This is a genomic window from Paraburkholderia sp. J67 (assembly GCF_905220265.1).
Taxonomy (GTDB): Bacteria; Pseudomonadota; Gammaproteobacteria; order Burkholderiales; family Burkholderiaceae; genus Paraburkholderia.
The window spans coordinates 84,031-105,050 of sequence record NZ_CAJMZK010000006.1 but is presented as its reverse complement, the minus strand read 5'-3'; the positions used below and the strand labels follow the sequence as shown (position 1 = coordinate 105,050).

General features: G+C 64.9%; 16 protein-coding genes. 12 read left to right on the top strand and 4 right to left on the bottom strand.

What is annotated here, in order from left to right; all coding sequences use genetic code 11:
* Positions 1-41 precede the first annotated feature (41 nt).
* Positions 42-710 carry a helix-turn-helix domain-containing protein gene (locus tag U5782_RS13945; RefSeq protein ID WP_322044415.1) on the bottom strand — a complete coding sequence of 223 codons (669 nt, stop codon included), beginning with the start codon at positions 708-710 and terminating at the stop codon, positions 42-44.
* Between the two features lie 140 nt (positions 711-850).
* On the opposite strand from U5782_RS13945, the gene U5782_RS13940 reads away from it, so the two are divergent.
* The 4 genes from U5782_RS13940 to U5782_RS13925 all read left to right on the top strand — a co-directional run bounded on the left by U5782_RS13940 (position 851) and on the right by U5782_RS13925 (position 5,870).
* Positions 851-1,750 carry a TauD/TfdA dioxygenase family protein gene (locus U5782_RS13940; protein ID WP_322044414.1) on the top strand — a complete coding sequence of 300 codons (900 nt, stop codon included), beginning with the start codon at positions 851-853 and terminating at the stop codon, positions 1,748-1,750.
* A gap of 55 nt (positions 1,751-1,805) precedes the next feature.
* The gene (locus tag U5782_RS13935; RefSeq protein WP_322044413.1) at positions 1,806-3,272 is read left to right on the top strand and encodes a coniferyl aldehyde dehydrogenase; all 1,467 of its coding nucleotides are present in this window, start codon (positions 1,806-1,808) and stop codon (positions 3,270-3,272) included.
* A 75-nt stretch (positions 3,273-3,347) separates the two neighbouring features.
* Positions 3,348-4,649, top strand: a complete 1,302-nt coding sequence (locus U5782_RS13930) for an MFS transporter (RefSeq protein WP_322044412.1) — start codon at positions 3,348-3,350, stop codon at positions 4,647-4,649.
* Between the two features lie 84 nt (positions 4,650-4,733).
* Positions 4,734-5,870 carry a porin gene (locus U5782_RS13925; protein ID WP_322044411.1) on the top strand — a complete coding sequence of 379 codons (1,137 nt, stop codon included), beginning with the start codon at positions 4,734-4,736 and terminating at the stop codon, positions 5,868-5,870.
* Positions 5,871-5,923: 53 nt separating this feature from the next.
* Here U5782_RS13925 and U5782_RS13920 read toward each other — a convergent pair whose 3' ends face one another.
* Positions 5,924-7,789: a TonB-dependent siderophore receptor gene (locus U5782_RS13920; RefSeq protein ID WP_322044410.1), complete on the bottom strand. Its 1,866-nt coding sequence runs from the start codon at positions 7,787-7,789 to the stop codon at positions 5,924-5,926.
* On the opposite strand from U5782_RS13920, the gene U5782_RS13915 reads away from it, so the two are divergent.
* The 4 genes from U5782_RS13915 (at position 7,788) to U5782_RS13900 (ending at position 11,956) form a co-directional block, all read left to right on the top strand.
* The gene (locus tag U5782_RS13915) at positions 7,788-8,096 is read left to right on the top strand and encodes a hypothetical protein (RefSeq protein ID WP_322044409.1); all 309 of its coding nucleotides are present in this window, start codon (positions 7,788-7,790) and stop codon (positions 8,094-8,096) included. The genes U5782_RS13920 and U5782_RS13915 overlap by 2 nt on opposite strands.
* 357 nt (positions 8,097-8,453) lie before the next feature.
* Positions 8,454-9,002, top strand: a complete 549-nt coding sequence (locus tag U5782_RS13910; RefSeq protein ID WP_322044408.1) for a sugar dehydrogenase complex small subunit — start codon at positions 8,454-8,456, stop codon at positions 9,000-9,002.
* 13 nt (positions 9,003-9,015) lie between these two features.
* Positions 9,016-10,617 (top strand): GMC family oxidoreductase, encoded by a 1,602-nt coding sequence (locus tag U5782_RS13905; RefSeq protein ID WP_322044407.1) that lies wholly within the window; start codon positions 9,016-9,018, stop codon positions 10,615-10,617.
* 52 nt (positions 10,618-10,669) lie between these two features.
* Positions 10,670-11,956 carry a c-type cytochrome gene (locus U5782_RS13900; RefSeq protein WP_415914325.1) on the top strand — a complete coding sequence of 429 codons (1,287 nt, stop codon included), beginning with the start codon at positions 10,670-10,672 and terminating at the stop codon, positions 11,954-11,956.
* 50 nt (positions 11,957-12,006) lie between these two features.
* Here the strand turns inward: U5782_RS13900 and U5782_RS13895 are convergent, their stop codons facing one another.
* The gene (locus U5782_RS13895) at positions 12,007-12,498 is read right to left on the bottom strand and encodes an NUDIX hydrolase (protein ID WP_322044405.1); all 492 of its coding nucleotides are present in this window, start codon (positions 12,496-12,498) and stop codon (positions 12,007-12,009) included.
* A gap of 214 nt (positions 12,499-12,712) precedes the next feature.
* Here U5782_RS13895 and U5782_RS13890 point away from each other — a divergent pair, with 214 nt between their 5' ends.
* Positions 12,713-13,831 carry an MBL fold metallo-hydrolase gene (locus U5782_RS13890; protein ID WP_322044404.1) on the top strand — a complete coding sequence of 373 codons (1,119 nt, stop codon included), beginning with the start codon at positions 12,713-12,715 and terminating at the stop codon, positions 13,829-13,831.
* 452 nt (positions 13,832-14,283) lie between these two features.
* On the opposite strand, the gene U5782_RS13885 is transcribed toward U5782_RS13890, so the two are convergent.
* Entirely contained in the window at positions 14,284-14,895 is a 612-nt protein-coding gene (locus tag U5782_RS13885) for a carbapenem self-resistance protein CarG family protein (RefSeq protein WP_322044403.1), read from the bottom strand.
* Between the two features lie 306 nt (positions 14,896-15,201).
* On the opposite strand from U5782_RS13885, the gene U5782_RS13880 reads away from it, so the two are divergent.
* From U5782_RS13880 to U5782_RS13870, 3 genes are all read left to right on the top strand, one after another.
* The gene (locus tag U5782_RS13880; RefSeq protein WP_322044402.1) at positions 15,202-17,397 is read left to right on the top strand and encodes a TonB-dependent receptor; all 2,196 of its coding nucleotides are present in this window, start codon (positions 15,202-15,204) and stop codon (positions 17,395-17,397) included.
* A 173-nt stretch (positions 17,398-17,570) separates the two neighbouring features.
* The gene (locus tag U5782_RS13875) at positions 17,571-18,518 is read left to right on the top strand and encodes a DMT family transporter (RefSeq protein WP_322044401.1); all 948 of its coding nucleotides are present in this window, start codon (positions 17,571-17,573) and stop codon (positions 18,516-18,518) included.
* Positions 18,519-19,081: 563 nt separating this feature from the next.
* On the top strand, positions 19,082-20,884 hold the full coding sequence (locus U5782_RS13870; protein WP_322044400.1) for a hypothetical protein: 1,803 nt from the start codon (positions 19,082-19,084) through the stop codon (positions 20,882-20,884).
* Positions 20,885-21,020 lie beyond the last annotated feature (136 nt).

Here is a 21,020-nt window from a genome sequence, read left to right as displayed (position 1 = left end):
GCCGTTTCTGTTCTTTAGGCTGCCTGACGAAACTCTTCCCCTCATTCTCCACGCACGTAGAGCACCAGCATCCGTGCGAGTTCGTCGGTCATGGCGGCATCGGCCAGTTGCAGCGGGCCGGGGTCGTTCAGCGCCGCGTTGATCATCGTCCCGATCACCATCTGGAAGCCGAAGCGCAGACGCATCGCCGCGCTTGCGTCGTCGCGCAAGGCCTCCGTGCCCGCGAGGCGCGCGGCCAGTTCATCCACGAAGCCGCGCGCGAATTCCTTGAACGGCTGCCAGCCGCCCGCCGTGTGATCGCGGCGCTGGAGTGACGCGCGCAAGACCCCGCAGTGCTTCAGGTGCCACGCGCGCATCGCTTCCACGATGGCGCGCGCGTTGGCCGAAAAATCCTCTCCGTGCTCACTGCGCCGATGCATCTCGGCGAGCATCGCCTGCGTGCGCAAGGCGTCGTCCAGCGCCAGCCGCTGCAACGTGAGAAAGAACGCGTCTTTAGTCTCGAAGCGCCGATAGAACGCGCCCTTCGTGAGATTCGCCTGACTGCATAGATCGGTGACGCTCAAGCCCTCGTAACTGATCTGCGTAAGCAGCATGCGGCCGGCTTCCAGCAGCGCGTCGGCCGAGCGCTGCCCGCTCCGGTAACGCGGCGCGACGAATCCGTCCCCGCTTTCCAGCGACTGCGACAACGGCGCCTGATTAGCTTCTGACATGGGAAAACCCTCGGTTGACCCGACAAATGATACCCAATAGCATCTTTTAAAACGATACCTTGGAGTATCATTTTGTGGGTAGGCGCGCCGCGAAGCCCTTCGCGAGCCTGCCCGTGCTTCCCTTTTTCGAGGAGAGAGTCGTGCAAAACAGTGCGGAAAGTCCTGCGATCGTCCGGTCGGCAACCCTCAAGACGTCGTTCAGCATTGAGCGGCTGTCGCCGAGCATTGGCGCGGAAATTGGCCATATCGACCTCACGCAGCCGCTCGACGACGACCAGTACAAGGCGCTGCGCGCGGCCTTGCTCGAACACAAACTGCTGGTGTTTCGCGATCAGAACATTACCGCCGCGCAGCAGGTCGCGCTTGCGCAGCGTTTTGGCGAGCTCGAAGTGCATCCGGTCTTTCCGCATCACCCCGACCATCCCGAACTTGTCGTGCTGGGGGGCGACAGCAAGATCCCCGGGCGCGAGAACATCTATCACTCGGACGTGAGCTGGCGCGCACGGCCCTCGATGGGCTCGATGCTTCGCTGCATCGAGTGCCCAGCCGTGGGCGGCGACACGCTCTGGGTCAACATGGCCGAGGCGTACCGGCGGCTGCCAGAAGCGGTGCGCGATTCGCTCGACGGCCTGATCGCCGTGCACGATCTGTTGCCCGCCTTCGGCACGCGCATGACGCCGCAAGAGCGCGATGCGCGCCGCGCCGCGTTCCCGCCGGTGATGCATCCGGTCGTGCGCACGCACCCCGAGACGGGCGAGCGCGTGCTCTACGTGAACGAAGCGTTCACGACGCATCTGGCGAATTACATCGAGAAGCACGATGTGCGTTTCGGCTTCGACTTCCGCCTCGCGGAAATGGACCTGCTCCAGTACCTCTATCGCCAGGCCACTGCACCCGAGTATCAGGTGCGCCTGAAGTGGCGGCCGAACACCATCGCGTTCTGGGACAACCGCTCGACCCAGCATTACGCTATTCAGGACTACTTCCCGGCGCGCCGGCGCATGTTGCGCGCGACGATCATCGGCGATGTGCCGGTTTAAGCACGTTTGAACACGAACCGGCACGAACCGGCACGAAAGCGAGGAGGGAAATCCCATGAAGCTGATCGAACAGGAACGGTCCTGGATACAAGGCACGAACGATCCCGTCGCGGCGCAATTCCATGCCATGCGGGCGGCGTTCGCGGCCGCGCCGTATCCACACGCCGCGCAACGGCGCAAGCGTCTGCTCGCGCTGCGCGAGGCGTTGCGACGGCATGCACGTGAGTGCGCCGTGGCGGCAAGCGCGGACTTCGGCGTGCGTGCCGCCGACGAAACGATGCTCGTCGATCTGCTGCCTTCGCTGCTGCATATCGACCATCTGTTGCGCAATCTGCGCCGCTGGATGCGGCCGTCGCGCCGCGCGACCGAGTTGCTGTTCAAAACGAACCGCGCGAAGGTGGTGTATCAGCCCAAGGGTGTGATCGGCATCGTGGTGCCGTGGAATTTTCCCTTCTATCTCGCGCTGGGGCCGCTCGCCACCGCGATTGCGGCGGGCAATCGCTGCCTCATCAAGACGTCGGAGTACGCGCCCCATGCGTCGCGTGCGCTGCGTACGCTGCTTGCCGATGTCTTTGGCGCCGATGAGGTTTGCGTGGTCGAGGGCGATGCCGAGTGTGCGAAGCGCTTTTGCGCGTTGCCGTTCGATCATCTCGTGTTCACGGGCTCGCCCGCGGTGGGCCGTCAGGTCATGCGCGCCGCCGCTGAGAACCTCACGCCGGTCACGCTCGAACTGGGCGGCAAATCGCCCGCGCTCGTCTCGCGTACAGCCGATCTGGCGCGCGCGGCACGGCGCATCGTGCACGGCAAGACTGTCAACGGCGGGCAGATATGTGTCGCGCCGGACTACGCGCTCGTGCCGCGCGAGTTGCAGGACGCGTTCGTGGCCGCCGCCGCGCAGGCCTTCGATGCGCTCGCGGGCGGCGAGGCGGCCTATACGTCGATGATCGACGAACGCGCACATCAGCGCATGCTCGATCTGGTCGAGGATGCGCGCAAGCTTGGCGCGACAGTGACCGTGTGCGGTTCGCATGCGCAGCACAAGCAGAAGCAGAAGCAGAAGCAGAAGCAGCAGGGCCGACAGGTGCCGCTGCACATCATCACGGGCATTCGTCCGTCGATGCGCATTGCGCGCGAGGAGATCTTCGGGCCGTTGCTGCCGGTAATCGTCTATGACCGTTTCGACGACGCACTGGCGCATGTACGCACCGGCGAGCGGCCGCTCGCGCTCTACTGGTTCGGCACGAACGCCACTGAGCGCGAACGGGTGTTGCGCGAGACCCATTCGGGCGGCGTCACGCTCAACGACTGGGGCTGGCATGCGATGAACCATGCGCTGCCGTTTGGCGGCACGGGCCATTCCGGCATGGGCAACTATCACGGCGAAGAGGGTTTTCGCGAACTGTCCCATGCAAAAGCCGTTCTTACCGAGCATCGCTGGTTCCCCATCGAGCTGTTTCATCCGCCCTATGGCGGATTCGTCCAGCGTGCCGTGATGCGCTGGTACTTCGGATCGCGTGGATAAACCACGACTCAAGCCGCCTTACCGATTGCGCGGGTTACTCCACGCTATTCGCATCATTGATTCGGAATCCCTACCATGAATCAACCCTATCAACCGGCGCGAGCCTGGTTGACGACCGCGATGTTGTTTCTGCTCGTGGCGATCAATTTCATCGACAAGGTCGTGCTCGGTCTTGTCGCCGCGCCGCTCATGAAGGAGCTGTCGCTCTCGCCAGCGCAATACGGTTTGCTGGCGGGCAGCTTTTTCTTTCTGTTCGCGGTGACAGGCGTGGCAGGCGGATTCCTCGCCAACCGCTGGCCCACACGCTGGCTGCTGCTCGGCATGGCGGTGGTCTGGGCGCTCGTGCAGTTACCGATTGCCTATGGTTCGTCCCTCGCAACCTTGATTGCGTGCCGCGTGCTGCTCGGCGCGGGGGAAGGCCCCGCGCAGCCCATCGCGATTCACGCCTGCTACAAGTGGTTCCCCGACGCGCGGCGCAATCTGCCTGTTTCCGTGTTTCAGCAAGGGGGCGTATTCGGCATGGTGGTCGCGGGCATCGCCGTGCCGTGGATCGACGCGGTGTGGGGCTGGCGCACGAACTTCGTCGTGCTGGCCGTGCTCGGTCTCGCGTGGGCCGTGTTGTGGCTCGCGTTCGGGCGCGAAGGTTCGCTAGATGCGCACGCAACCAGTTCTGCGGGCGACGATGCCGCGCCCGCAAGCGGGGAAAACGCACCAACGCGCCGCGTGGCTTACCGCGTGCTGCTCACGGATCGCACCGTGCTGTCCATCATCGCGTTGCACTTCGCGGCCTTTCTCACGCTGGCGCTCGTGCTTACCTGGCTGCCCGCGTACTTGAGCGAGGGCCTGGGCTATGCGCCGCGCCAGGCCGGCGCCGTGTTCGCGGCTGTGCTCGTCACCAGTGCGCCGGTGAGCCTGCTGCTCTCGGGCTGGTCGCAGCGGATGATGGCGCGCGGCGTCGCTTCGCGTCTCGCCCGTGGCGCTTTCGTGTGCGCTTGTCTTGGCGCCGGAGGCTTGCTGCTGATCGCCACGGCGGTCTGTGATTGCGGGCCAGCCGTGAAGGTCGTGCTGATCGCGCTCGCCATCGCCACCACGCCGATCGTCTATTCGCTCGGGCCCGCGATGATCGCCCAGATCACGCCGCCCGCGCAGCGGGGCTCGGCGCTCGCGATCGAATATTCCGTGGCGTGGATTGCCGGCATCGTTGCGCCGCCTGCGGTCGGCTGGATGATCCGCGCGGCCCATAACAACGTGGCGGCAGGATTCGAGCAGGGGCTGTTGCTGACCGGCGCCTTGCTTGTCGTGCTGGCGGCGGCGGGGCTCAAGGTGCTCAATCCGGAGCGCTCGCTCGAGCGGCTTTCGCGCCGTGTGACCGCATAGCGGTCCCGGCACGCTACCTACAGATTGAGCACGATGACTTATCCGGCTTAAGGCCGATTACTCCAAAAGAAGACGGGGACAAAGATGCAACGTAACAAGGCAGCAAGCAGCAGGGCAAAGGCGCGTGTGGCGCTGGCGGTGGCTATCGGCGGATACGGCGCGTTGGCGCACGCGCAATCGTCGGTCACACTCTATGGCATCGTCGATTCGGCGATCCGCTATACCACGCACGCCAATGCGGCGGGCGACGACAAGCTTCAACTCGCCAACGGCGGGGCGACCGAAAGTATCTGGGGCGTACGCGGGGTGGAAGATCTGGGCGGCGGCAACAAGGCCGTATTCCAGCTGGAGGACAAGTTCTTCTCCAATAGCGGCGCGATCGACCCCGCGTATCCGATGTTCAATACCGCATTCGTCGGCTTGCAGTCGTCGACGTTCGGGCGGCTCACGCTCGGTCGTCAGGTCAATCCGCTTGCCGATGCGGTGCTGCGGACCTACGTGAGCGCGGGCTGGCTGCCGACCGTCTACGAGTTCAGGCCGGAAGTGAACATGGCTCAGGGCGTGTGGACGAGCAGCATGGCCAAGTACGCCGCCACCTGGCACGACATTACCCTTGAGGTTTCCTATGCAATGGGCGGGCAGGCCGGTGCGTTTGGCGCGGGCAGTCAGATCGGGGCTTCGATTGCCTACGTGCCGCAAGGGCCCTTGCGTCTGGCGGCGGCGTACCTGGATTCGCGCGATGCCGTGAACACCTCGGCGCACTTCAAGGCATGGACCGCGGGCGGCGCCTATACGTTCGGCAGGACGACGGTTAATTTCGGCTGGGCGCAGAACCGCGAGGATCGCGGCTTCCTCGGCAACTTCCCGAATGGGCCGTTCACCGCCGCTCAACTCACGGCGCTCAAGTTCAATACGTTCTCGTCGCGTGTGATGTTCTTTGGCGGGGTGTCCCAGGCGGTGGGCAGTGCGACGCATCTTTCGGCCAACGTCTGGCGCACGCTGCAAGAGGGCAAGACCGCGAGCAACGACGGCAACGCGACGCAGTTTCAGCTGATGGCCGATTACAGCCTGTCGAAAAGCACCGACGTCTATGCCGAAGGCGATTACTCGCTGTATCGCGGCGGCCTGATCGGCGCTCAGCTTCAAGGCTATTGCGGCCTGAGTTCGGCCGCGGGTTCGACGCAGTTGGGGATGATGGTCGGTTTGCGTCACATGTTCTGAAGCGTGCGGGGCGAGACGGCCGATCAGCCATCCCGCCCCGCGCCCCGCAACACTCAATAGCTATAGCCGAGCGTCAACATCACCGAGCGGTCGTCGCCCAGCGCCACCGCGTTGCTCAAGCCGCCGGTGTAGTAGTGCTTGTTGAAGATATTGCTCAGGCGCAGCGCGGCATGCCAGCGCGGCGCCGTGTAGCCCACGCCCACGTCGCTGACCACGAATCCCGGAATCGTGTAGCCATACGCGTAGAGATTGCTCTGGCCGCGCACGCCGCCGTTGATTTCCCAGCGATACAGCTCGCCCGGCAGCTTGTAGCGCGCGAACACGTTGAAGCTGTGGCGCGGCACGTTGGCGATGCGCTCGCCATCGGTCGAGGGCGTCTGGCCGCCGTCGTCGGCGATCACGGCCGACGTATAGGCGTAGCCACCCGTGATGCTCAGATGATTCGTCGGCGCGGTGTTGAAGCTGAATTCGAGGCCGCGCGAATGCTCCTCGCCCACGGCGATGCTATAGCCATCGTTATTCGGGTCGTCTTCGAGCACATTGCGGCGGCGCAGGTCGTACGCCGCGACCGTCACGCTCGTGCGGCCCTTCTCGATATCGAACTTCACGCCCGCTTCCCACTGCTTGCCCGTTTCCGGATCGAACGCCTGGCCGCTCACGTTGGCGCCGCTGTTCGGGTAGAACGAGGTCGCGTAGCTCACATACGGGTGCACGCCCGGGAACAAGTCGTACAGCAGCGCGACCGAGCCGGTCGTCGCGCTCGACGGATTGCCGCTGCGCGTGCCGTTGAGTTCGTTGAGCACGTCGCTCGACGCGCTGTCGTAACGCACGCCTGCAAGCACGTGCCAGCGCTGGGCGAGCTGGATCTGGTCGCGTGCGTAGAAGCCCAGATCGCGGATCGTCGAATAGGTGTGCGTTTTCGGCGTGGACGGGCAGGTGATCGTGCCCGTGTAGACCGGGTCGTACATGTCGATCGAGCCGACCGTGCAGGTGGTTGACGCGGCGTCCTCGCGCCCGCGCATGTAGTCGATGCCGAAGGTCAGCTCGTGGCGGCCGAGCGCGGTGTCGAAGGTCTTCTGCGCGTTATTGTCGAGCGAGATGGTGTCGCCGGACCATTGCGAATCGGTGGCCGTGCGGCTGAGCGTGTAGCCGTTCGAGGCGACCTTGCCGTTGGCGACGAGCTGGCCGCCGAGCGAGAACTGTTGCCAGCGGAAGTTCTGGTTGACGGTCCAGCCCGAATCGAAATGATGGGCGAAGCTGTAGCCCACGCGCGCCTCGTGGCCCGAATACGGCTGCTGATCGGGCTCGCCCGTGAACGTGTCGCGCGACAGGCTGCCGTTCTTGTTCGCGAGCACCGAGCCCGACCACGGCAGGCCTTGCTGGCGGATGTAATTGCGTTCCTGGTAGCTCGTCAGGATGGTGAATTCCGTGCGCGGACCGAGATCGAGCGACAGCGACGGCGCGATATAGCGATTGCGCGACCAGACGTAATTGGTCTGGTCGTTCGAATTCATCGCGAGTGCGTTGATGCGGAACGCGGCCTTGCCGTCGGCCGAGAGCGGCGTGCCCATGTCCACGCTGCCCTGGTAGTAGCCGTGGCTGCCGACGGTGGCGTCGACGTCGGCGAAGGTGTCGGCTTCCGGGCGCTTGCTGACCATATTGACCATGCCGCCCGGCAGCACGAGACCCGAGAGCAGGGTGGCCGGTCCCTTGAGCACTTCGATCTGCTGCATGCCGAAGACTTCTTCGGCGAAGCGGTTGTTGATGGCCGTGCGCAGGCCGTCGAGGTACACCGAATCCGAGGCCGTCTGACCGCGAATGATGAAGTCGTCCCAGCCGCGCCGGCCGTAGGTGCCGGAGATCACGCCGGGCACGTCGTGGAGCGCGTCGTTGAGCGTCTGGACCTGCTGCGCGTCCATGAGGTCGCGCGTCACCACGCTGATCGATTGCGGCGTTTCGCTCAGGGGCACCGACGATTTCGTGACCTGGGCGGTCTTGGGAACGTCGAACGCGGTGCTGGGCGTGCTGCTGGCGCTGATCTTCACCGCTGGCAATTCGGTCGAAGCGGCGGTGCTGTCCGTGCTGGCAGTCGAGGCGTTGCTTACAGTGCCTTTCGTGGTGCTTGCGGCGGTGGACGCCGCCGCATCCGGGCTGGCGGCTTGCGCGAAGACGAACGTGGGTGCCGCGGAGAAGGCGAGCAGAAGTGCAGCGTGGATCTGGCGGTGACGCATCAAAGAAACCCCAAGCGTAACGAGAATCATTATTAATTGAGTGGCGCATGCTACTACGGGTTATCACCTACCGCCAATGCGTGTTGTATCGGCGCAAATGATTACGGCGATGTTGCGTTTGGCTGACAAAGCTGCGTGCGCGTCGGGTTGGGCCTCAATCCGGGCAGGGCGGTGCGTGGTTTGGTGCTTTGCCGGATTTGAACTAGTCTTTTCTGACAACGGGGGCGTGCGCCAATACGCCACATCAAGTACACTGCGTCCGTTTTTAACTAGTTAGTACAGATTTTGCTGAATTGATCGGCACGCGATCGACGCGCCGCCAAGCGACACGCACGCAAAACCTGGAAACGACATGACGTCCTCACAACAACCCCCGTCGCCCCTGTTTGCGCCTTCGCGCCGACAGTTTCTTATCGGCACCACCTTGCTCGCATCGCTGAGCGTGGCGGGCCTGGGCGCGCTGAGCGCCGCGCATGCCCAGGCGGCCGCTGCCAGCGCGGACGCCGACTTCGCGGCGTTCATGCGCCTCTCGCAATATCTGACCGGCAAGACCGCGCTCGACGTCGAAATCGGCCGGGCGATCCTCGCGGGACTGCGCGGCGACGACGCCAACGCCAGCGCCATGATTGCGCAACTCAACGATTTCGTCGCGCGCACGAATACGCCTGCAAATACGCTGCAAAGCGTGCTCGACGCGTCGCAGCCCACGCTAGCGGGCCTGCCGAAAAAAGTGGTGACCGCGTGGTATCTGGGCGTGGTCGGCACGGGCAAGAATGCCCGCACCGTCGCCTACGAACAGGCGCTCATGTATCCGCCGATCGCGGACGTCATCGTCATGCCGAGCTACGCGCGTGGCGTGCCCGGCTACTGGGCCAAGCCGCCCGTGCTGTCCCATTCCTGAGCCCCGAACACCCATGGCAACGAATCAATCCGCCGACGTCGTGATCGTCGGCGCCGGTATCGCGTCCGGTCAGATCGCGCAGAAGCTCGCCAAGGCGGGCATCGACGTCCTCATGCTCGAAGCAGGCCCGCGCATCGAGCGCTGGCGCATCGTCGAAAATTACCGGAATAGTCCATTTAAGTCGGATTTCCAGTCGCCGTATCCGCCCACGGAGTACGCGCCGCATCCGCAGTATTCGCCCAACAACGACTATCTCGTGCAGCGCGGCCCGGAGCAGTACAAGGCCGGCTATCTGCGCATGGTGGGCGGCACGACGTGGCACTGGTCTGCGCAATCGTGGCGTCTGCTGCCCAACGACATGAAGCTGAAGACGCTGTACGGCGTGGGCCGCGACTGGCCGATCAGCTATGACGATCTCGAGCCGTATTACTACGAGGCCGAAGTCGAAATGGGTGTGGGCGGTCCCGACGATCTGGGCTCGCCGCGCTCGAAGCCTTATCCGCATCCGCCGCTGCCGCTCTCGGACTTCGACCAGAAGTTCAAGGATGTGGTGGAAAAGGCCGGCTACAAGCACGTGACCGAGCCGGCCGCGCGCAACAGCGCGCCGTTCGACGGCCGCCCTGCATGTTGCGGCAACAGCAACTGCATGCCGATCTGCCCGATCGAGGCGCAATACACGGGCGAAACCGCGATCCGCAAGGCCGAGGCCGCGAAGGCGCGTCTCTTGCCCAACGCCGTGGTCTATCGCATCGAGCACGACGAGCACGCGCGCATCGTCGCGGTGCATTACAAGGACCCGGATGGCAACACGCAGCGCGTGACCGGCAAGATCTTCGTGCTGGCGTCGAACGCCATCGAGACGCCCAAGCTCATGCTGATTTCGAAGAGCGACAAGTTCCAGAACGGCATCGGCAACAGCTCGGATCAAGTGGGCCGCAACCTGATGGACCACCCGGGCACGACGGTCACGTTCCTGTCCGCCGAACCCATGTGGCCGGGCCGTGGCCCGATGCGTCTGTCGTGCATCAACAATCTGCGCGACGGCGAATTCCGCTCGGAATACTCGGCGATGAAGCTCAACGTCGGTAACTATTCGCCGATGCGTGCCGTGACCGACTACCTGATTTCGAAGGGCGTCTACGGCGCGGAACTCGACGAGAAGATTCGCGAATACGCCTCGCGCTGGGTCGTCGTGAACAGCTTCTTCGACATCCTGCCGGACCCGGAAAACCGCATCACGGCTAGCACCGAGTTCAAGGACAAGATGGGCATTGCGCGCCCGGAAGTGCACTACCGCATCGACGATTACATCAACAAGGCGGCGAAGGTCGCGCGCGGCCACTACGCGAACATCGCCAATCTGTTTGGTGGCACCGAAGTGCGTTACGACGACAAGTACTTCAACAACAACCACATCATGGGCACGCTCATCATGGGCGACGACCCGCGCGATTCGGTCGTCGACAAGGATCTGCGTTCGCACGATCACGAGAACCTGTTCATCGCGTCGAGCGGCACGATGGCGAGCGCGGGCACGGTGAACTGCACGCTCACGCTGTGCGCGCTGTCCATGCGACTGGCCGACAAGCTGATCGACGAAATGAAGCATGCGTGAGGCGAGTGCGATGAAAACGAACAACACTACGACACGCCAACGCTTCGGCGCATTGCGCAAATGGCTGCCCGCGGGCGCGCTCGCCTTGAGCGGACTCTTGACCGGCACGTTCGCGCACGCGGCCAGCAGCAGCGCCGACGCCGCGCTCGTCAAGCGCGGCGAATATCTCGCGCGCGCGGCGGACTGCATTGCCTGCCACACGTCGAACAAGGCGCAGCCCTATGCGGGCGGCGTGCCCTTCGATCTGCCTTTCGGCACGATCTATTCGACCAATATCACGCCCGACAAGACCTACGGCATCGGCGACCTGAGCGACGCGGATTTCATGAGCGCGGTGCGCGAGGGCAAGTCGAAGGACGGCAAGCGCCTTTATCCGGCGATGCCTTACACGTCCTATACGCAACTCACCGACGACGACCTCCTCGCGATCCGCGCCTATCTGCGCACGATCGCGCCGGTGGGGAAGGCCGCGCCCGCGAATACGCTCGGTTTTCCGTTCAACCAGCGCTGGGCGATGGTGTTCTGGAATCTCTTCAACTTCGACTCGGGCCGTTTCCAGCCCGATCCCGCGAAGAGCGCCGAATGGAATCGTGGTGCGTATCTGGTGGGCGCGCTCGCCCATTGTCAGGAGTGCCACACGCCGCGCAACTTCATGCAGGGGCTGTCGAAGCAGTCGCTCGCGGGCGCGCAGTTGGGCAACTGGACGGCGTATAACATCACGCCCGACGCGGTGGCCGGTATCGGCGGCTGGAGCGATGCGGAACTGATCGCGTATCTGCGCGATGGCGCGGCCCCCGGCAAGGCCAACGCGGCAGGGCCGATGGCCGAGGTCGTCGAGAACAGCACGCGCTTTCTCTCCGATCAGGATCTGAAAGCGATGGCGACGTATCTGCGCACGGTGCCCGCGCAAGGCAATGGCGCGGATGGCGCGAGCCAGCCGCGCTATGGCTGGGGTTCGCCGATCCAGAGCGTCACGGCGCTGCGCAATCAGCCGCTGACGGTGCTGGGCGGGGGCGGGGCCGTGGACGGCCGCACGCTCTTCAACGCCAATTGCGCGAGTTGCCACGGCTGGCAGGGCAATGGCGTGGGCGGCAAGGATGCGGGCGCGTATCCTTCGCTGCTGCATAACACCAGCGTGGGCGCATCGAATGCCGACAATCTGACGATGGTCGTGCTGCACGGCGTGAGCCGCCAGACCAACGCAGGCCATATGTCGATGCCCGCGTTCGCGGGCGAGTTGAGCGATAGCGAAGTGGCCACGCTCGTCAACTTCGTCACGACGCAATTCGGCAATCCGTCGGCGACAATTTCGGCGGACAAGGTCGCGAAGATGCGTTAAGCGTTTTCGGAGACTGGCGACAAGGGGAGCTTAGGCTCCCTTTGTCGTTTTCAACGGCCGCTGCGGGGGCGATTGAGCCACTCTGCAACCGGGCCGGTGAGCGCGAAGCCCGGCAATTGCTCGGGCGATGCCATCTGCGCGTCCACGATCTCACGATGATCCAGCCGCAACGGCGGCATGGACTCCAGATGCAGTTCAAAGAAGTGCACCTGGTCTTGTCGCCCGTCCCAGATTCCACTGGCGCTGCCCGCGGGGATCAGTCGCTGCGCCGAGAGGCCGATCTCCTCCTCCAGCTCGCGCTTTGCCGCAGCAGCGGGCGTCTCGCCGGGATGGATACTGCCGCCGGGAAAATTCCATTCCGCCCGGTACGACGACTTCACGAGCAGCAGTGCCTGCCCAACGTAGATGGCGACCAGCGCACCCTCGTGGCGCGGTTGCCGCACCTGCCACCACGCGCGTGCGAGCCGGAATCCGACGCGCAGGACCACGCGCCAGACGGCATCGATGAATCGGGTCAGTCGTGTTCGTTCAAGGCCTGGCATGGGTCGCATGTTGGCGGGTGTCGTCGAAATCCAGGAAGTCGATGCGCAAACCCGGCCGTGCGGCCGGGCCGGGCCGGGCTATTTTAACCATGCCGCGTACGCCGCTTTTCGAGATGCGCGCAAGTATCGAATTCGGGCTAGATTTACACCGGGCAGTTTACTTTCCCGCGAAATAAATTACACTGCATAGTCTACTTTTTGTCGGAAGGCGCTCATGGCATCGATCCCTGATTTTCTTGGCCGCACGCTCGGCTTCGCCGCCGCGCAACGCTCGCGCGCGTTGTCGGGCGGCTCGCCGCAGCACGATGGCGAGCGCTTTCGCAACGTCCAGCCGCGCCCGCAGGAAGGGCTGCTGAAAAGTCTCGGCATCATCTGGAACGTGTTGTTCCGCAAGCCACGCGACACCGTGCCGACGACCGCGCTGCCCATCGAGGCGCTCAGCCGCGCCGACCTCGACGCCGCACCCGCCCGCAGTCTCTATCGCCTTGGCCATTCCACGCTGCTGCTCAAATTGCGCGGCGAGTTCTGGATCACGGACCCGGTGTTCGGCGAGCGCGCCTCGCCGTTCAAGCGTCTCGGGCCGAAGCGCTTTCACGCGCCGCCCATCGCGCTGGCGGACCTGCCGCCGCTGCGCGGCGTGATCCTCTCGCACGATCACTACGACCACCTCGATCGCGAGACCGTGCTCGCGCTCGCCGCGACGACAGGCGTGTTTCTCACGCCGCTCGGCGTGGGCGACCGCCTGATCGAGTGGGGTATCGACGCGAAGAAAGTGCGCCAGCTCGACTGGTGGCAGAGCGCGCAGATCGACGGCGTCACCTTCACGGCGGCGCCTGCGCAGCACTTCTCGGGGCGCAGCCTGTTCGACAGCAACCGCACGCTGTGGGCGTCGTGGGCCATCGCCGACGACGATCTGCGCATCTTCTTTAGCGGCGATACAGGTTATTCGGAGCATTTCCGTGCCATTGGCGAGCGGCTGGGGCCATTCGATGTGACGCTGATGGAGACGGGCGCCTATGACCCGCAGTGGCCTTACGTCCACATGCAGCCCGAAGAAACGGTGCAGGCGCATTGCGATGTGCGTGGCCGCTGGCTCGTGCCGATCCACAACGGCACCTTCGATCTGGCGTTGCACCGCTGGCAGGAGCCGTTCGAACGGGTGATGGGGCTGGCCGCGGCGCGCGGCGTGGCGCTGGCGACGCCGCGCATGGGCGAGCGGCTCGATCTGGCCGAGCCGCAGCGCGGCGAGCGGTGGTGGCGCGAGGCCGGGGAAGCACAACCTGCAAGCAGTGGACGCAAGCGCGGCGGCTGGTGTCGGGAGGCGGGTGTCTGAAGTTTCGGGCGCTTGGGCAATCTACGGCGCTTCATAGCGCGCTTGAAACGAAATGCGGGGAATGCTCCTGCGCGTGCGATCTCGCCACGCCTGCTCAACGCTGCCCGCCCCTGCGCAGGACAACGGGTGCGCATGCGCCGGTCAGTCTGACTCGTCGAAGCGAGCCGCTGCCGGTCATGGCCCTCGGCGGTATTGTCGTGATGCGCAACCGCTGTCCTGACGCAGAGGGGGCGGGCGTCCGCCAGGCGCGCGCTGCGACGGCTCCCCTGTGAGACCGCGCGGCGTACTGCACCCGGTGGGCCTGAGCGTGGCTGAGCGCACGCGCTGGAGCATCCCCCGTCTTTCCGCCCAACATCTCTGATTGCTGGGCGCACGCAACGATAGCCGTTTTTACTTCTGACAATTGACCGTGCGTCTCAAAAATCGCCGCAAAGGCGAAAAAATTTCCGAAATCACTCCCCGCCCGCGCCACCCTGGCCACTCGTCGGTCCCAGATGGAGTTCGTCCCTGAAGGCGTCGTTGACGTCGCAATACGGGCGGCTCGCAGTGCGCGAACTCTTCCACTCGAAATACATACGCGGATGCCCCGCGCTGCCCTCGTCGTTTTCGGTCAGGACGTAGTAGTCGAAACGGACCTTGGCCGCATCGGCGTAGCTATCGCCCATGTCGCGCGTGGCCGTGACGAGCGACGTGGATTTGCCGTCCGCCGCACTCACGAGGCGGAAGTCGCGCAGCATGCAGTCGGCGCCGCCGCTCGCGACGATCTCCAGATGCTCGGGCTTGACCGCGTCGTGATCGAACACCGGCACGATGTTCCACGCGCCGGGTTTGGCGCCGCCATCCTGTACGTACATCGTCACCACGTCGAAACCGTGAGCGTTGAAGTTCTCGCGCCACGCCCGCACCGCCATCGCATGCTGCCCCTGCAACTTGAGCGTGTTGATGCCGTTGTTCACCGGAATCACGCGTGCGCCCTGCACGGCCGGGGCAGCGTAGGTGAGCGTGCAGCAGGCGGCCAGGGCCAGGGAGAGCGACAGGGAACGGGCGGGCAGAAGGGGCTTCATGGCAGCGGAACGGACGCGTTGGACGGTTGAAAGGACGGCGATTGTCGCCCGAAAGCCGTGCGCTGTGTATGGCCGTGTCTGACTGCGCCTGACCTCGCTGGCGCGTGCAGGCCGCGCGCCGCGGCCGGTCCATCGCAGCGCGTCTCATCCGTACAACACCCTGACAACGTATTGGCCGTTCGGCTTCGGTCAGCTTTCAAAAGCCCTTTCCCTTTGCTAACATTCGGCCCCGTATGTAATGCGAATACTTCTCATTGTTATTGCGGGGCAGCAAGTCGTAAGCAGCGCTCCGATCTCCTGGCCGACATGAATAATCAACAAGACACACGCCGCACGGAGCGCTCACTCGCTCGTCCCTTGCAGATTGCCGCCTGGCTCGCTTTTGCTGCCGCCGCACAGCCGGCTTTTGCCCAATCCGCCGCCACGGCCGCGCCCGCGAGTGGGGCGGCGGTTTCGACGAGCGGTGCGGAACAGTCGCTGCCGGCCGTCAAGGTCAGCGCGACGAGCGTCGACGAGACGCCGCTGCATCTGAAGACGCCCGTGTCGAACGGCGCGCTCGGCACGCGTTCGCAACTCGACACGCCGTTCTCGACCACCGTGGTCACGGGCGAGGATCTGGCCAATCGGCAGGCCAACAAGCTCGGCGATGTGTTCGCGGGCGACGCCTCGGTCACCGACAACAGCAACGCCTACAGCGCCTGGGCGACCTACATCACGATCCGCGGTCTGCCGATCGACTGGCAGAACGGTTTTCGCATCGACGGCAATCCGTTCATTTCGTACGGCATCACCATGCCTTACGAGAATCTGGAGCGCGTGGAACTGCTCAAGGGCCTCGGCGGCTTCATGTACGGCTTCGCCCAGCCGGGCGGCGTGGTCAATTACGTGACAAAGAAGCCGGGCAACGATCCCGTCACGAGCTTCGACTTCGGCTATCGCATGGACGGCGTGCTGAGCCAGCATGCCGATCTGAGCCGGCGCTTCGGCCCGGACGGCATGTTCGGCGCGCGCATCAACTACACGCACGAAGAAGGCAAGACCTATAACGCGGGCGATATCAACCGCAATTCGGTGGCGCTCGCGCTCGACGGTCAGCTCACGCGCGACCTCGACGTCTATTTCAACGCGATCTATCAGACGAGCCGATCGAGCGGCCAGACGCCGTCGATCTACATTCCGTCCAGCTACGTGGGCACGAGCCTGCCCGCGACGATCAGCGGCGGCAGCAACCTGCTCGGCAACAACGACCAGCATCTGAACACCAGTCTCCAGCTCTACACGGCGGGCGTGAAATACCAGATCGCGCCGGACTGGACCTTCAATACATCGGCGAGCTATAGCAAGTCGGCGCGCGACCGCAACGAGAGCACGCTCACGCTGGCCAACCAGGCGGGCGACTACACGGACAGCCGCTGGAACGGCGACGAAGGCCATCAGGACATCTACTGGCAGGGCACCTTCGAGGGCAAGGTCAAGACCGGGCCGCTCACGCATCAACTCGTGTTCGGCGCGGCGGTCCAGCATCAGACCAACGACTACGAAACCGCGACCGGCATGGTCAGCAAAACGCTCGGCACCGGCAATCTCTACGAGCAGAATCCGTACACCTACTACTCGGGCAGCGGCCTGCAGAAATACCGCGCGAGCGAGATCAACCAGAAGGCGCTGTTCCTGAGCGACACGGTGCAACTGACGAGCCGCTGGTCCGTGCTCGCGGGCCTGCGCTACACCAACTACGACCAGGAAAGCTTCGCCGAATCCGGTGCGACCACGGCCGCCTACGGCAAGAACGGCAGCGTCACGCCGACCTTCGCGCTGATGTACAAGCTCGACCCCGGCACGACGGTCTACGCGAGCTATGTGGAGGCGCTGGAGGCAGGCCAGATCGTGTCGGACATCTATGCGAACGGCGGCTCGGTGCTGAACCCGCTGCGCTCGCGCCAGTATGAAGTGGGCATCAAGAGCGAACACGCGCGCTGGAGCGCGAACGCGGCGCTGTTCCGCATCGAGCGCGGCGCGTCCTATGCGAACGACCAGAACGTGCTGGTGCAGGACGGCGACTCGATCTACGAGGGTATCGAGGCGGGCGGCAGCGTGCGTCTGGGCCGCAGCTGGCAGGTGGCGGGCGACGTCATGCTGCTCGACACGTGGTACGCGAAGGGGCAGGCCTACAACGGCAAGCGCGTGGCGGGTGCGCCGCAGTTCACGGCCGCCGCGCGCGTGACCTACGACGTGCCGTTCGTGCCGGGCCTGCAACTGGGCGCCGACGCCAAATACACCGGCAACACCGCCGTGCGTCCGGCGGGCGACCTGGAGACGGGCGGCTACATGCTCGTGAACCTGGGCGCGAACTACATGACGCGCATCGGCGGCCACGACGTCACGCTGCGCGCGGCCATCGACAATCTCACGAACCGCCGCTACTGGATGTTCCAGTACGACAGCTATATCGCGCCGGGCGACCCGCGCACGGTCAGCCTGAACGCGAAGATCGACTTTTGATCTGATCTGGGCTGATCTGATTCGGCCATCGCGGCATCGGACCGCCAGTCGTGCACCGCATCGGTTGCATGGCTGGCGGTCTTTCGCTATCGGTTGTCAGTTTTGCGCTATATGACTTGATTCCGCCGCACCCATACTACGCCGATCAGAAAATAATGTCGGTGAGAGACGCAATGAGAAAGCATGTAGACGGCGCGGCCGTCGCCATCATGGTGACGCTGTGCCTGATCTGGGGCACGCAGCAGGTCGCGATCAAGGCTGTGGCGGGCGATATCACGCCGATGCTGCAAGTCGCGCTGCGCTCGGGTGGCGCGGCGGCGCTGGTCTGGCTGCTCAATCGCATCGTGCTGCGTGAGCGCTGGCTGCCGGGCATCGCGCTGCGCTCGGGGCTGGTGGTGGGCGCGTTGTTCGCACTGGAATTTCTCTTCGTCGCCGAGGGGCTGCGCAGGACCAATGCCTCGCACATCGCCGTGTTGCTCTACACGGCGCCCATGTTCGCCGCCATCGGCCTGCATCTGAAGTTGCCTGACGAACGCCTCGGCCGCGTGCAGTGGGGCGGCATCGGCCTGGCGTTTGCGGGCATCGCGATTGCGTTTCTCGGCCCGGTGCTCGTGGGCGGCGGCACCGTGGCGGGCCCGGACTGGCTGCTCGGCGACTTCATGGGCCTGTGCGGCGGCGCGGCCTGGGGCATGACGACGGTGGCGGTGCGGACGACCCGGCTGAGCGAAGCGCCCGCCACGCAAACGCTGTTTTGCCAGCTTGCCTGCGCGTTCGTAGTGCTGTTGCCGTTCGCCTTCATGACGGGACAAACCGCCTTCCACGCCACGCCGTTCGCGCTGGCGAGCCTGGGCTTCCAGACGGTCGTGGTCACGTTCGCGAGCTATCTGGTCTGGTTCTGGCTGTTGCGGCGCTACTATGCGGCGCGTCTGGGCGTGCTGTCGTTCATGACGCCGCTGTTCGGCGTTGCGCTGGGCGTGGTGTTGCTGCACGAACATGTCGATGCGGCGTTTCTTGCCGGTTCCGCGCTCGTGCTGATGGGGCTGCTGATCGTCAATGGCCCGGCCGTCGTGCGCCAGATATTCGTGCGTGGTGCGCGGGCGCAGAGCGGCGCGAGCGTCTGAGCGCCGCAGGCTTGTTTTCGCGCGCTCGATAGAGACGTTATGAAACTGTTCGAGCCTGGATTTGCCGTTGAATCGAAGCCGTGATTTTGTCTGAATTATCTTCGGATCCCGAAGCATACAGAACGTAATCGTGCGATTGCGGTTCGGGGGTTACGTTCCGGGGTTACGTTCTATCGAGGCCGAAAACGTAACGCGTGTTGCGTAACACGCTTGAGCGATGCGACGCTGCGTTGATTCGCACACGATGTGAGTCGCCATAGCCATCAAGGCACCGAGCGCTTTCTTTCACACCTTTCTTTTGCAGTCGCAAGCGCGGATCGAATGTCGATTCGCGCTTTTTTTATTGGCCTGGAACTTGCAAATCTGGACCGCCGATCCAGCCACATACGAGCACGGCGCTACCCCGTCCCGCTCGGCAAATAAACCAAGGCGACGCGCGATCGCGCGGCATCGGATATCCAGCAACCGTATAGACATAGAGCAAGATCGATCAGCGGTTTCCCGGGGGCACTGATTACACCTTTGACCAATCAGGTCGCGATTTCATCGCGAAAGGACTAATCATGGCTCCCTTCAAACACACTCTTGTTGCATCGGCGAGCGCACTCCTGTGGTGGTCGCTTGCGGCTACCGCGCAGGCTGGAGACGTTACGTCCACCCCACCCACGGGTTCGCAGGTTCAAGGCGGCGGCTGGCCGGTCGCGGGCGGCTCCTGGCCAGGCTTCGGCTGGTCCGAAGGTTCATTGCCTGGCAGTTCGAACGGATGGGGATATGGCGGCGGCTCGGGCTCGGGCAGCGGCGGTTATGGTGGCGGTGGTTATGGTGGCGGTGGTTATGGCGGCGGCTCCAGCGGATCCAGTGGATCGGGCGAAGGTGGGCAAGGCGGGTGGAGCGGTGGCGGATCGGGTGGTTCCGGTGGCAGCGGAGGCTACGGTGGTTCGGGCGATGGCGGCGGGAGTGGGAGTGGCGGATCAGGAGGCTCGGGCGATGGCGGCCACGGTGGTTGGGGCGGTGGCTCTGGCGATGGTGGTCATGGTGGTTCGGGTGGTAGTGGCGGCACCGGTGGTTCTGGTGGTTCAGGAGGCTCCGGCGATGGCGGTCATGGCGGCTCGGGTGGTTCTGGAGGCAGCGGCGGCTCGGGCGGCAGCGGGGGCTCCGGTGGCACAGGTGGTTCAGGCGGCTCGGGCGATGGTGGTCACGGCGGTTGGGGCGGTGGCTCCGGCGACGGTGGTCATGGAGGCTCGGGCGGCAGTGGCGGCTCGGGTGGCAATGGTGGCACCGGTGGATCGGGCGGCAGCGGCGGCTCCGGTGGTTCAGGTGGCTCGGGCGATGGCGGCCACGGCGGTTGGGGCGGTGGCTCTGGCGATGGTGGTCATGGCGGCTCGGGCGGTAGCGGTGGTTCGGGCAGCTCGGGTGGCAGCGGGGGCTCCGGTGGCACAGGTGGTTCAGGCGGCTCGGGCGATGGCGGTCACGGCGGTTGGGGCGGTGGCTCTGGCGATGGCGGTCATGGCGGCTCGGGCGGTAGCGGCGGCTCGGGCGGTAGCGGCGGCTCGGGCGGCAGCGGCGGCTCGGGTGGAAGTGGTGGTTCGGGCGGCTCAGGCGGCCACGGAGGTTTGGGCGGCGGCGCCGGCGGCAACCCTGGCTCAGGCGGCCATGGCGGCGGCAATTCCGGCGGTAACCCGGGCAACAACACGGGCGTTGGCGGCTCCGGCAATGGCAACCAGAGCAGCAGCGGTCTGTTGAGCCCGATCGCGAACCTCATCGTCAACGTCGGCGCCGTGAGCGTGCCGATCGTGCCCATCACGATCGGCAATAACAGCGGCAGTGGCAACGGCAATGGTGTCGCCAACGGCTCGTCTGCGGGATCGCACGGCGCAACATCGGGCGGCTCAGGCGGTTCAGGCGGCCACAGCTCGGGCGGCCTGCTCGCGCCGGTGACGGCTTTGCTCGGCGGCGCGTCCGTGCTGCCGGTGAGCAGCGGTGGCTCGCAAGGCGGCAGCAATGCCGGTTCGTCGTCGACCAACCCGCTCAGCAGCCTGACCGGTGCGTTGGGTGGCGCAACGGGTGGCGCATCGGGCGGCTCGTCCTCGCACGGCAACAAGGGCGGCGGCTCGTCGTCGTCGTCGACGACGTCCAGTCCGGCAGCGCCGCTGACGAACCTTGTCGGCACACTGACGGGCGCGCTCGGCGGCGCGACGGGCGGCAGCGGTGGCGGGAGTAGTGGCGGCAGCGGTGGCAACGCGGGCAGCAGCACGTCCTCGCCGCTCTCGCCATTGACGAACCTGCTCGGCGGGCTTACGGGCGGATTGGGCGGCAGCAGTGGCGGCACCACCTCCACGCCGGGCTCGGGATCGCACAAGCACTAACGCCAACCCCACAGGGCTCATCGCATCGCGTAACCCTCAGCCGGCCCCGAAACGCTCACGCGCTTTCGGGGCCGGCGCATCCATCTCATCATCCATCTCCCACAACCTTGATCTAGATCATCTAATCAAAGCCCCC

What these genes read in the sequence shown, in the direction of transcription:
- U5782_RS13930 (WP_322044412.1), top strand. Translation starts at nt 3,348, where the DNA reads ATGAATCAACCCTATCAACCGGCGCGAGCCTGGTTGACGACCGCGATG.
- U5782_RS13920 (WP_322044410.1), bottom strand. Translation starts at nt 7,789, where the DNA reads ATGGACGCGCAGCAGGTCCAGACGCTCAACGACGCGCTCCACGACGTG.
- U5782_RS13935 (WP_322044413.1), top strand. Translation starts at nt 1,806, where the DNA reads ATGAAGCTGATCGAACAGGAACGGTCCTGGATACAAGGCACGAACGAT.
- U5782_RS13945 (WP_322044415.1), bottom strand. Translation starts at nt 710, where the DNA reads ATGTCAGAAGCTAATCAGGCGCCGTTGTCGCAGTCGCTGGAAAGCGGG.
- U5782_RS13910 (WP_322044408.1), top strand. Translation starts at nt 8,454, where the DNA reads ATGACGTCCTCACAACAACCCCCGTCGCCCCTGTTTGCGCCTTCGCGC.
- U5782_RS13890 (WP_322044404.1), top strand. Translation starts at nt 12,713, where the DNA reads ATGGCATCGATCCCTGATTTTCTTGGCCGCACGCTCGGCTTCGCCGCC.
- U5782_RS13915 (WP_322044409.1), top strand. Translation starts at nt 7,788, where the DNA reads ATGAGGTCGCGCGTCACCACGCTGATCGATTGCGGCGTTTCGCTCAGG.
- U5782_RS13905 (WP_322044407.1), top strand. Translation starts at nt 9,016, where the DNA reads ATGGCAACGAATCAATCCGCCGACGTCGTGATCGTCGGCGCCGGTATC.
- U5782_RS13870 (WP_322044400.1), top strand. Translation starts at nt 19,082, where the DNA reads ATGGCTCCCTTCAAACACACTCTTGTTGCATCGGCGAGCGCACTCCTG.
- U5782_RS13895 (WP_322044405.1), bottom strand. Translation starts at nt 12,498, where the DNA reads ATGCCAGGCCTTGAACGAACACGACTGACCCGATTCATCGATGCCGTC.
- U5782_RS13875 (WP_322044401.1), top strand. Translation starts at nt 17,571, where the DNA reads ATGAGAAAGCATGTAGACGGCGCGGCCGTCGCCATCATGGTGACGCTG.
- U5782_RS13880 (WP_322044402.1), top strand. Translation starts at nt 15,202, where the DNA reads ATGAATAATCAACAAGACACACGCCGCACGGAGCGCTCACTCGCTCGT.
- U5782_RS13885 (WP_322044403.1), bottom strand. Translation starts at nt 14,895, where the DNA reads ATGAAGCCCCTTCTGCCCGCCCGTTCCCTGTCGCTCTCCCTGGCCCTG.
- U5782_RS13925 (WP_322044411.1), top strand. Translation starts at nt 4,734, where the DNA reads ATGCAACGTAACAAGGCAGCAAGCAGCAGGGCAAAGGCGCGTGTGGCG.